Below are 12,236 nucleotides of genomic sequence, written 5' to 3'. Positions count from 1 at the left end.
TATTATTCTTAGCTGGGAGTTTTTGAAAGCCTTAGAACTTTAGTCTTGTCTGAGGGAACCGAGTTTGACAAAGTTCTTAGGTTTTCAAAAACTTCGAGATTTAGAATAATTAAAACATTTAGCCGTGATGACACCCTTATCATATATCACGTAGTAAAAGTTAAAATTCAAACTTCCACTGCATCCTTATGTCGCACTATGCTCATATTATGTGAAATTTAAACGTTCCATATTTCTTTTGCATATTTTTTTATGGTATTGTCAGAAGAGAAAATACCTGATTTTCCAATGTTCATTATGCACATTTCCTGCCATTTATTTTTATTTCTATAAAGCTTATCTATTTTATCTTGAGCCTTTGTATAAGAATCAAAATCCTTTAGAACAAAGTACTCATCATTTTTTTCTAAAAGTGCTGAATATATATCTTTAAATTCAGATGAAGATACATTTAAAGAATTATCTACAAGAGAATTTATAATTTTCATAAGCCTAGAATCTGAATGGTAATAGTTATTTGCTTTGTAAATTTTATTTTTCTCCAAAGAAAGAACTTCTTCTTTATTCATACCAAATATGATGATATTTTCATCTCCTACAGCTTCTTTAATTTCAATATTAGCTCCATCTAAAGTGGCAATAGTTATTGCTCCATTCATCATGAATTTCATATTTCCAGTACCGGAAGCTTCTTTAGTAGCTGTTGATATTTGTTCACTTACATCAGCACAAGGAATTATTTTTTCAGCTAAGGATACAGAATAGTTTGGTAAAAATATAACATTTAACTTTCCATGTATAGCATCCTTATCATTATTAACTTTAACTGCTACTGTATTAATAAATTTTATGATTTGCTTTGCAAGATAATAACCAGGTGCAGCTTTTCCGCCAAAGAAAAATGTTCTTGGGATAATATCTAAGGATGGATTTTCCTTAAGTTTATAATAAAGATTTAATATATTAAAGGCATTTAGTAGCTGCCTTTTATATGCATGCAGCCTTTTTACCTGAACGTCAAATATAGAATAAGGATTTATATCTATGCCATATGTCTGTTTTGCATAGTTGCAGAAATCTATTTTATTTTTTTCTTTTACTTCTCTAATTTTATTTTGAATGTTTAAATCTTTAGCATAGTTTGTGAATTTTTCTAATTCTAAAGGATTTTTAATCCATTGATTTCCTATAGTTTCACATAAAGTTTTTGTAAGACGTGGATTTGCTTTAACAAGCCATCTTCTATGAGTTATACCATTAGTTTTGTTATTGAATTTTCCGCTATAGAATTCATTGAAGTTTTTTAGCTCTTTATTTTTTAAAAGTTCTGTATGGAGCTTGGCAACACCATTAACGGAGTGACTTCCTACTATAGCTAAATGTGCCATCCTTATTTCACTATTAAATATTATAGACATGTCATTAAGTTTTTTAGTGTCATTTGGGTATTTATTTTTTATTTCTTCACAAAAACGTCTGTTTATTTCCTCTATTATCATGTAGATTCTTGGTAAAAGTTTTTTGAACATATTTATAGGCCACTTTTCAAGAGCTTCTGAAAGTATAGTGTGATTTGTGTAAGCCATAATATTTGTAGTAATTTTAAAGGATTCATCCCATGGCATATTTTCCTCATCAATTAGTATTCTCATGAGTTCTGCAACAGCCATAGACGGATGAGTATCATTTATTTGAACAGCAATATATTTATCTAATTCATTAACAGGAATATTCATTTTTTTATAATATCTAACTATGCTTTGAAGACCTGCACTTACTAAGAAATACTGTTGTTTAAGCCTTAATAATTTACCTTTCTCATTTGAATCATCAGGATATAATACTTGAGATATGGATTCAATAGAATTTTTATATTCTAGAGCTTTTGAATATTGTCCTTTATTAAAGGATGCAAAATCAAAATCATCATCTAAAGTTTCAGCATTCCATAATCTTAGAGTGTTGACGGTATCTGTGTTATAGCCTATTACAGGAGTATCATAAGGTACAGCTTGAATTTCTTCATAATTTTCATGTATAAATTTTAGAGAGTCATTTTCCATTACAGAATGTACATTACCACCAAATCTAATTTTAACAGCTTTATCTTCTTTTCTTGTTTCCCACATGTTTCCGTCCCTTAGCCAATGATCAGGAACTTCAACTTGATATCCATTTATTATTTTTTGTTGAAAAAGTCCATAATAATATCTTATACCGCAGCCATGACCAGGAATATTTAGAGAAGCCATTGAATCAAGGAAGCAGGCAGCGAGTCTCCCTAATCCACCATTGCCGAGACCAGCATCATTTTCAACTTCTTCAAGTTCATTTAAACTAATACCCAATTCACTTAAAGCTTCTTTACAAGTATCCCTTATTCCTAAATTTAATAGGTTATTTCCTAAAAGTCTGCCTATTAGAAATTCCATAGAAAAATAGTATACTTGTTTTTTTTTAGTATTTTTATATTTTCTATTAGTTCTCATCCAATTTTGGGATGAATACTTTTTTACCAGCTTTGCAAGGGCAAAGTATTTATGAAGGTTAGATGCTTCCTTAACATCTTCAGAGTACATAGTAGTTAATTCATTTATAAAATCTCTTTTAATATTTTTTTTGTCAATGTACATATTGCATATCATCCTTTCATAAAATACATTCTTTTAGATAAAGAAATATATAGTATTAAGTTACATTATTACTATATTATAACATATAAGTAAAAATGTACAATTTGAATTAAGAAGAATAGTTACTTTTATAGCTTAGTAAAAGATTAGGTTTATTTAAAATATACGATAATATTATTGGTGATAAAAAAGTTTTAAATTTGAATTTAGTTTGATTAAAAAGGAAGTGAAATTAATGAATATCAAAAAAAAGGAATTTATGGGTTCTATGTAGAATATATATGCAAAACAAAAGAATATGTATTAAAAATGTGTTGAAAATTATTGTAAAATATAGAAAAATATCAAATTAGCAGGAAAAGAACATTAAAATTATTGATCCGGTTTACAATAATTCTTTAAAATGCCTGAAAATTATAATAATTAACTGAAAGTAAATTGTTTATTGTTTTTTTTAAATAAGAACATTACATTTTAAAAATAATTAAAGGGAAATATATTATTTTAGGTAGCATTTGATACAAATTTACAATTGTATATAAAGTTTTTTCGGTGACCCAAAATATTGTGAGGAGTGATTTAAGGTGGATAGAGAACCAATGTTGGATATGTTCCTTTTTGAAACAAATCAGCTTATAGAGCAATTAGAAGAAATAATAATTCAGTGTGAAAAAGATAAAAAGCTTCAGGAGGAAGACATAAACGAAATTTTCAGAATAATGCATACAATAAAAGGATCTTCAGCAATGATGATGTTTAATAACATTTCTGTTCTTGCTCACTCTTTAGAGGATTTATTTTTCTTTATAAGAGAAAATAAAGTTACATCAATTGACTTTGAAAAGTTATCTGAATTAGTTCTTTCAGGCATTGATTTTATAAAGGCTGAGATAGAGAAGCTGGAAAACTTTAATGAAGCTGATGGAAATTCTGATGCACTTGTAGAGAATATAAAGATGCATTTAAGTACTATGAAGGGTAATGAAAATGGAGCTAAGGAAATAAATTTGGAAGAAAATGAAGAAGATAAAACACAATATTATGTAGGTTCTTTTAAAGGTGAACCTTCAAGTGATAAAGTAACAAAGTATTCTGTATGTATCCTATTTGAAGAAGATTGCGAAATGGAAAATATAAGAGCATATACTGTTTGGCATAACATTAAGGATATTACTACAGAAATTTATTATTTTCCTGAAGATATTATGGAGAATAATGATAGTGCAGAGATTATAAAAAAAGACGGATTTTTAATGTATTTTGCTACTGAGAAATCACGATTAGAAGTTGAAGCATTGTTAAATCAAACTGCCTTTGTAAGGAGTATGGAGATAAATGAAATTGAGGAATATCCAGAGAAAATTACAGCTCCTTCATCTCAAGAGGAAGATATAAATGTCTACAATGCAGAAGAAAAACAAAAAACTTATGAGATGGAACCTGTCAATAATAAGAACAGTGAAAATAAATCTAAAGCATCCAAGCAGCAAAGTATTATAAGTGTAAATATTTCAAAATTAGATATGCTCATGGATTTGGTAGGTGAAATAGTTATTTCAGAAGCTATGGTTACAAGAAATCCTGCAATAGAAGCGTTACAATTAGATAGCTTTAATAAAGCTGCAAGACAATTAAGGAAGCTTACAAATGAACTTCAGGATATTGTAATGTCTATACGAATGGTTCCTGTGTCTATGACTTTTCACAAAATGAATAGAATAGTTAGAGATATGAGTAAAAAATTAAATAAAGAAGTTGAATTGGAAATTATTGGTGAAGAAACTGAGGTAGATAAAAATATTATAGATCATCTTTCAGATCCTCTTATGCATCTTATAAGAAATTCAGTAGATCATGGGTTAGAGGACAGAGAAACGAGAATGCAAAGTGGCAAACCCGAAAAAGGAAAGATAACTTTAGAGGCTAGAAGTGAAGGTGGAGATGTATGGATTGTAATTAAAGATGATGGAAAAGGCATGAATAGAGAAAAAATTTTGAGTAAAGCTAAGGAAAATGGACTTTTAACAAAAAATTCAAATGAACTTACTGATAAGGAAGTCTTTTCATTCATATTGTTACCTGGATTTTCTACGAAAGAAAAAGTTACAGAGTTTTCTGGACGTGGTGTAGGTATGGATGTAGTGAAGAAAAATATTGACAGCATTGGTGGAAGCATAGTAATAGACAGTACTGAAGGTGAGGGAACTACTATAGTAATAAAAATTCCTTTAACTCTTGCAATAATAGATGGTATGGAAATTGCAGTAGGAAAAACAAAGTATACCATACCAACAACTTCTATAAGAGAATCCTTTAAACCTTCTGCAAAAGATGTTACAGAGGATTGTGATGGAAATGAAATTATTATGATAAGAGGACAGTGTTATCCTGTATTAAGAATTCATAGGGCCTTTAATATACAGACAGAAATCACTTCAATAGAAGATGGGATTATGGTAATGGTAGATGGTGATTTAAAGTCAGCATGTATTTTTGCAGATAGGTTATTAGGAGAACAGCAGGTAGTAGTTAAAGCGTTACCTAAATATATCAAAAAGGTCAAGGGAATTGTAGGATGTACTATATTAGGAGATGGCAGTATAAGCTTGATAATAGATGTAAATGGTGTTTTGGAAAGGCTGTAACAAATTTAAATTGAAGGAAGGTGTATTAAATGTCAGAAATCATGAATGGAATAACAGAATTATCAGAAGATACTCAAAAAGGAAGGTTTTTAACATTTTCAGTTGGAAAGGAAAGCTATGGTATAGAAATTAAGTATGTTAAAGAAATAATTGGAATACAGGAAATAACAGAAGTGCCAGAACTTCCCGACTATGTAAAAGGTATAATAAATCTTAGGGGTAAGATTATACCTGTAATGGATGTAAGGTTAAGGTTTAAAAAAGAAGCAAAAGAGTATAATGACAGGACATGTATAATAGTAATTGATGTTGAAGAAATTTCCATAGGATTAATAGTGGATAATGTTTCAGAAGTACTTACAATAGGAGAAGAAAATATTGTTCCACCACCAGATTTAAAAACAGGATTTCATAATCGTTATGTAAAAGGAATAGGTAAAGTAGGTAATGAAGTTAAACTTTTGTTGGATTGTGAAAAAGTTTTAAATGATGATGAAATAGATGCTATTAAAGAAGTGTTATAAAATAACTATTAAGATTAGGTAGAATTTGCTGTAATTCTACCTAATTGAACAAAATAAGTAACTTAATTTGGAAAGGAATGAATGCTATGAAATGGTTTTACAATATGAAAATTTCTAAAAAAATTATTGCCTCAATTACGGCTATAGCAGTAATTGGCGGTTTACTTATTGGATCAGTAGGATTTATATATATTAATAAAATTAATAGTTTAAGTAAGTTAATATATAAAGAAAATATAACACCATTAACTCCTGTATATAGAGTAGAAGCGGATTTCTTAAAAGTACGTAATAATTTAAGAGATATGGCATTAAGTAAATCACAAGATAAATCTCAATATGTTAATACGATAAATGATTTATATAAGGATTTAAATAATAATTTAAATGAATATAGTAAATATATATCTTCCAGTGAAGAAGATCAAAATTATAAAGTATTAAAAGCTGATGTAGATAAATATGCAGCAGTAAAGGATAAGATGATTAATTTGATACAATCCAATCAATTGGATGGTGCCTTAGCATTAATGAATGGTGATGGCAGTACTATAACAAATGAACTGGATACTTCCATAACAAGAGCTTTTGATCTTAATAATAAGCAAGCTGATGATCGAAATAAGATGAATGTAGATAATGGAAGCAGAGCAGAGATGTTAATGTTTGGAATTGTATTATTGGCAGTAATTATGTCTGTATTAATAGGTTTATTTGTTTCAAAGATAATTAGCAAGCCTTTAAATAAAATATTAGATGCAGCAAATAGTATTTCTTCTGGAAATCTTAATGTGGATTTAAATATTGGTAGTAAAGATGAAGTTGGAATTCTTGGACAAGCATTTAAAAAAATTGTACAATCTTTAGAGAATTTAATAACAGATTCCAATATGCTTGCAGCAGCAGCAGTAGAGGGAAAGCTTAATACAAGAGTAGATGCTAGTAAACATAATGGAGACTATCGTAAAATAGTAGAAGGCTTTAACAGTACTCTTGATTCAGTGATAGAACCATTGAATGAAGCAAATGCAATTTTAGGTAAAATGTCAGTAAATGATTTCACTGTAAAAATGGATACAAATCAAAAGGGAGAGTTTATAAAGTTTGCCGATTCAATTAATATTGTACAAAGAAATTTGCTCAATGCTGAAGATATTTTTATTAAAATTTCAAAGGGTGATATAAGTAGATTAGATGAGTTTAAACGAATAGGTAGAAGATCTGAAAATGATAAGTTAATGCCAGCAGCAATAGCTGTTATGGAGTCAATACAGGAATTAATAGATGAAACAGTTACTCTTTCTAATAATGCTATAAATGGAAGCTTAAGTTCAAGAGCAAATGCTGGAAAATTCCAGGGTGGATATAAAGAATTAGTAGAAGGTTTCAATAAAACTCTTGAGGCAATTGCAGAGCCTATTAATGATTCAATGGTAGTTTTACAAAAGTTTTCTCTTAATGATTACACAGTTAATATGACTAAAAATTATAAAGGCGATTTTAATACCTATGCTAATTCTATCAACGATTTGCACAAGAGGTTATTGGTAATACAAAGAGCTTTTAATGATACTGCAAAGGGAGATATTAGTCAATTAGAAGAAATAAAACGTGTGGGAAGAAGATGTGAAAATGATCAGCTGCTCCCAGCATTAATAGAGATGATGGAAACAAATAAAAATTTATTCCTTGAAGTTCAAATGTTAACTAATAATGCTATTGAAGGAAAGCTAGATGTTCGAGGAGATTCAACAAAATTCAAAGGAAATAACAAAACAATAGTTGATCAAATAAACAAACTGATAGATGAACTGAACGCTCCTTTAAAGGAGGCTAATAAAGTTTTGAATAGGATGTCTTTAAATGACTTAAGCGTACAAATGAGTGGCAACTACAAAGGCATGCTTAAAGAATTTTCAGATGCTATAGAAGGTGTGCATCAAAGACTTTCAAGTATTCAGGCTATATTTATAGATATCTCCAATGGAAATACATCAAGATTAGAAGAATTTCGTAAACTAGGAAGAAGATCTGAAAATGATAGATTGCTTCCTGCAATAGTAAGAATGATGGAAACAATACAGGAATTAATTAATGAATCCAGTTTGCTTGTTGATGCAGCTGTAAATGGAAATTTAAGTATAAGAGGAAATGCAGATAAATTTAAAGGTGGTTATAGGGAAGTTATTCAAGGAATTAATAAGACTATGGATGCAGTAGTTAGACCAATAGAAGAAGCTTCAAATATAATGCAGAAAATGGCAGAAGGTGATTTGACATTTAAGATGAATGAAGATTACAAAGGTGAATATGCTAGAATGAAGGATTCCTTGAACTTTACAATTAGTTTCTTTAATGATGTATTAAATGAGATTAACAATTCAGCATCGGAGGTTGCTTCAGGATCAAGACAGGTATCTGATGGAAGTCAGGCGTTATCTCAAGGAGCTACGGAGCAGGCAAGTTCTGTTGAACAATTAACAGTGTCCATTAATGAGGTAGCAGCACAAACAAAAGAAAATGCAGTTAATGCAAATCAAGCAAATGAACTGGCGCTTAAGGCGAAGGAAAATGCAGAGCAGGGTAATGAACATATGGGTGAAATGCTCAAATCTATGGAGGAAATTAACGAATCATCTTCAAATATTTCCAAGATTATCAAAGTAATAGATGAAATAGCTTTTCAAACCAATATACTTGCTTTAAATGCAGCAGTAGAAGCAGCAAGGGCGGGACAGCATGGTAAAGGCTTTGCAGTAGTAGCAGAAGAGGTTAGAAATTTGGCAGCAAGAAGTGCTAATGCAGCTAAAGAAACAACAGGACTTATAGAGGGTTCTATTAGAAAGGTAGAAGCTGGTACAGAAATAGCTAATGCTACAGCTAAGGCTCTTAATGAAATTGTTGGAGGAGTAGCAAAATCAGCTAATTTTGTAGGTGAAATAGCATCAGCTTCTAATGAACAAGCAGCAGCTATTGCACAAATAAATAAAGGAGTTGAGCAAGTATCACAGGTTGTACAAACAAATTCTGCTACAGCAGAAGAAAGTGCAGCAGCTAGTGAAGAACTTTCAAGTCAATCTCAAATATTAAAGGAAATGGTAAGCAAGTTTAGACTCAATAGTACTTCCATGAAGAATTCAGCATATGAAAAGAATCAATATAGAAATAAAGAAAATTACATGGATGATGTAGACTATTCATATGCAGAAGCAGCAGTAACCTCCAGCAAACCTAGAATAGCTCTTAGTGATAGTGAATTTGGTAAGTATTAATTGATGTAAAAATATTATAAAAGGCTATTGCATGTTTTTGAAATTAATACAATAGCCTTTTTATATCTTAGAGGTGGAAGCATGATTCATATAAAACAGGATGAATTTAAAGAGTTAACAGACTATTTGAAAAGTAATTATGGTATAAATCTTACTAAAAAGAAAATTTTAATAGAGGGAAGATTAAACAATATATTAATAGAAAAAGGTTTTAAAAATTTTAGGGATTATTTGAATTTTTTATTTAATGATATGTCAAAAAATGAATTAACTCTTCTCATTAATAAGTTAACAACAAATCACACTTTCTTCATGAGGGAGGCTGCTCATTTTCAATATTTCAAAAATGAAGTTTTGCCTTATTTGGAGAGCAAAGTAAAAGATAGAGATTTAAGAATATGGAGTGCTGGATGTTCCTCTGGAGAAGAACCTTATACCTTAGCTATGATACTACAAGATTATTTCCAAGGAAATAAAGCAGCTTGGGACAAAAAAGTTTTAGCTACAGATATTTCTGTAAATGTTATTCATACAGGAGAGAGAGGTATTTATTCAAAGGAATCCATAGAAAATATTCCAGCTAGTTGGAAGTTAAATTATTTTAATAAAATTGATAATGATAATTACCAAGTTTCAGATAAATTGAGGAAAGAAGTTATTTTTAGAATTTTTAATCTCATGGATGAAGTATTTCCCTTTAAGAAAAAATTTCATGTTATATTTTGCAGGAATGTAATGATTTATTTTGATGCTAAGACAAAAATGGAATTGGTAAATAAATTCTATAAGATGACAGAGCCAGGAGGATATATTTTTATAGGACATTCAGAATCTATTAGTAGGGACGAAACTGATTATAGATATATAATGCCTGGAGTTTATCGGAAAGGATAGATTAGTATGTATAAGAGTAAAAAGGTAAGAGTACTGGTAGTAGATGACTCACTTATATTTAGGGAAACTGTTGCTAAAGGTATTGGCAAAGACATAGGAATAGAGGTTGTTGGTACAGCTTCAGACCCCTTTGATGCAAGGGACAAGATAATTGAATATGAACCAGATGTTATTACCTTAGATGTAGAAATGCCTAAAATGAATGGCATAGAATTTTTAAAAAGGTTAATGCCTCAATATCCGCTGCCAGTTGTAGTGGTTAGCGCAGTAAGCAGCAATGTATTTGATGCTTTAAATGCAGGAGCTGTAGATTTTGTTACCAAACCAGATGGAAGAAGTGTTAATGGACTTGAAGGGTTTATTAAAGAATTGGTTACAAAAATAAAAATAGCTTCTGTAGCAAAAGTAGCACATTGGAAGAAAAAAAGTGATGAAAGATTTTCAAACAATGTTATAAGCAGTAATGTTTCAAATAAAATTATTGCTATAGGTTCATCTACAGGAGGTACAGAAGCTGTAGCTAGTATTTTAAAAATGCTTCCTAAAAATATACCACCTATACTTGTAGTTCAGCATATGCCTCCAGTTTTTACAAAGATGTATGCTGAAAGACTTAACAATTCATGTCCTATGGAAGTAAGAGAAGCTAAAAATGGTGATAGACTTTACAATGGACTTGCATTAATAGCACCTGGAGAATATCATATGTCTTTGCAAAAAAGAGGAGCTTATTACTATGTAAAATGTTTTAAAGGTGAAAAGGTTAATGGCCATTGTCCAGCTGTAGATGTACTTTTTGAATCAGTGGCAAAGGAAGCAGGAAAAAATGCTATAGGCATTATACTTACAGGCATGGGATATGATGGAGCAAAAGGATTACTTTCCATGAAAAAAAGGGGAGCTATTACTATAGGACAAAATGAAGAATCCTGTGTAGTATATGGAATGCCAAAGGTAGCTTATGATATAGGAGCTGTACAAAAGCAGGTTTCTGTTGAAAATATAGCAGGTACACTAGGACCATATTTAAATGGAAGTAGAACTTAAAGAATAAGGTTATTTTAATACAATAAAGTAGAATCTAACTTGTTTTTTAAATGGTTAGGTTCTATTTTATTGTGAAAAATTTTTAAAATTTAGCTAATGTTGTAACAGTACTGTAACAATTATGTTTTATAATAATTACAGAATATATAATCTCTCTTACATTAATAAGCGATTAAAGTGAGGATTATGTATGAAGATGTTTATACTTGGGGAAATTGCAGCATTAAGCACTTTTTTGTATAATGTTATGTAGTATATGATATTTATAGACAAAGGAGAATATGTAAATGACTAAATACAAATGGTGTGTATGTGATATGGATGGAACATTATTGAATTCCCAAAGTATTATATCAGAGGAAAATGAAGAAGCACTTAAAAAGATTAAATCAGAAGGTATGGAAGTTATAATTGCTTCAGGTAGAACAGATCTTATGATTAACTGTTTTGTAAAACAGTTGGAACTTACAGGTCCTGTTATATCCAGTAATGGAGGGTTAATTAGGGACATGAAAACAGGAAAGATACTTTATTCAAAGTTAATTGAAAAATCAGCAGCAGAAGAAATTTTAAGTTATTGTTGTGAGAATAATATAGATTTCCTTATATATAGCTTTGATAAAGTGTATAGCAATAAGGGAAATCCTCTTGGAATTAAATATGAAAAACTTAGCAAAGATCCTTTTCAGAAAATGAAGGTACCTGTAGAATATTTAGAAAATGCAGTTAGAAGTATTAAGAACATAAATGTTATTAAAATTTTACTTGTTTGTAGTGAACATGAAAGAGTTATAGAACTGGAAAAACACTTTTCAAAAAATAAGCAAATTACTGCTGTAAGTTCGGCAAAAGGACTTTTAGACATAATGGCACCAAATGTATCAAAGGGAAATGCATTGAAATTCTTAGCAGAAAATATGGACATGGACTTAAAAAATGTAATTGCATTTGGAGACAATTATAATGATATGGAAATGCTAAAATGTGTTGGAATGCCAATAGCTATGGAAAATGCTGTACAAGATCTTAAATTGCAGGCAAAGCATGTAACTAAATCTAATAATGAATCAGGAATAGCTTATGCAATTAATAAATTTGTATTGTAAAAAAACAAAAGAGACTGTTTTTAGTAATTTAAACAGCCTCTTGATTAAGGTCTAATAAATTAGAAACAATTTGTCCAATAATAAAACCTATGTTAAATACATATTATTGAAGTTA

At 29.8% G+C, this 12,236-nt stretch carries 7 protein-coding genes; 6 read left to right on the top strand and 1 reads right to left on the bottom strand.

Annotated elements, in window-relative coordinates; translation table 11 throughout:
* Positions 1 to 218 precede the first annotated feature (218 nt).
* Positions 219 to 2,633: a glycogen/starch/alpha-glucan phosphorylase gene (locus Ccar_RS13750; RefSeq protein ID WP_048030093.1), complete on the bottom strand. Its 2,415-nt coding sequence runs from the start codon at positions 2,631 to 2,633 to the stop codon at positions 219 to 221.
* A 599-nt stretch (positions 2,634 to 3,232) separates the two neighbouring features.
* Here Ccar_RS13750 and Ccar_RS13745 point away from each other — a divergent pair.
* The 6 genes from Ccar_RS13745 (at position 3,233) to Ccar_RS13720 (ending at position 12,121) form a co-directional block, all read left to right on the top strand.
* A complete protein-coding gene (locus Ccar_RS13745; protein ID WP_007062494.1) occupies positions 3,233 to 5,278 on the top strand; it encodes a chemotaxis protein CheA in 2,046 nt (681 codons plus the stop codon).
* Positions 5,279 to 5,307: 29 nt separating this feature from the next.
* Complete coding sequence (locus tag Ccar_RS13740; RefSeq protein ID WP_007062495.1) at positions 5,308 to 5,802, top strand: chemotaxis protein CheW; 495 nt, start codon at positions 5,308 to 5,310, stop codon at positions 5,800 to 5,802.
* A gap of 86 nt (positions 5,803 to 5,888) precedes the next feature.
* On the top strand, positions 5,889 to 9,074 hold the full coding sequence (locus tag Ccar_RS13735; protein ID WP_007062496.1) for a methyl-accepting chemotaxis protein: 3,186 nt from the start codon (positions 5,889 to 5,891) through the stop codon (positions 9,072 to 9,074).
* Between the two features lie 81 nt (positions 9,075 to 9,155).
* A complete protein-coding gene (locus tag Ccar_RS13730) occupies positions 9,156 to 9,968 on the top strand; it encodes a CheR family methyltransferase (RefSeq protein ID WP_007062497.1) in 813 nt (270 codons plus the stop codon).
* Between the two features lie 6 nt (positions 9,969 to 9,974).
* Positions 9,975 to 11,015 (top strand): protein-glutamate methylesterase/protein-glutamine glutaminase, encoded by a 1,041-nt coding sequence (locus Ccar_RS13725; protein WP_007064908.1) that lies wholly within the window; start codon positions 9,975 to 9,977, stop codon positions 11,013 to 11,015.
* Positions 11,016 to 11,302: 287 nt separating this feature from the next.
* A complete protein-coding gene (locus Ccar_RS13720) occupies positions 11,303 to 12,121 on the top strand; it encodes a Cof-type HAD-IIB family hydrolase (RefSeq protein WP_007062499.1) in 819 nt (272 codons plus the stop codon).
* Positions 12,122 to 12,236 lie beyond the last annotated feature (115 nt).

Source organism: Clostridium carboxidivorans P7 (genome assembly GCF_001038625.1).
In the GTDB taxonomy this organism is placed as follows: domain Bacteria; phylum Bacillota; class Clostridia; order Clostridiales; family Clostridiaceae; genus Clostridium_AM; species Clostridium_AM carboxidivorans.
Note: the sequence above shows the minus strand (reverse complement) of the source record. Positions and strands in the feature narration are given on the sequence as shown.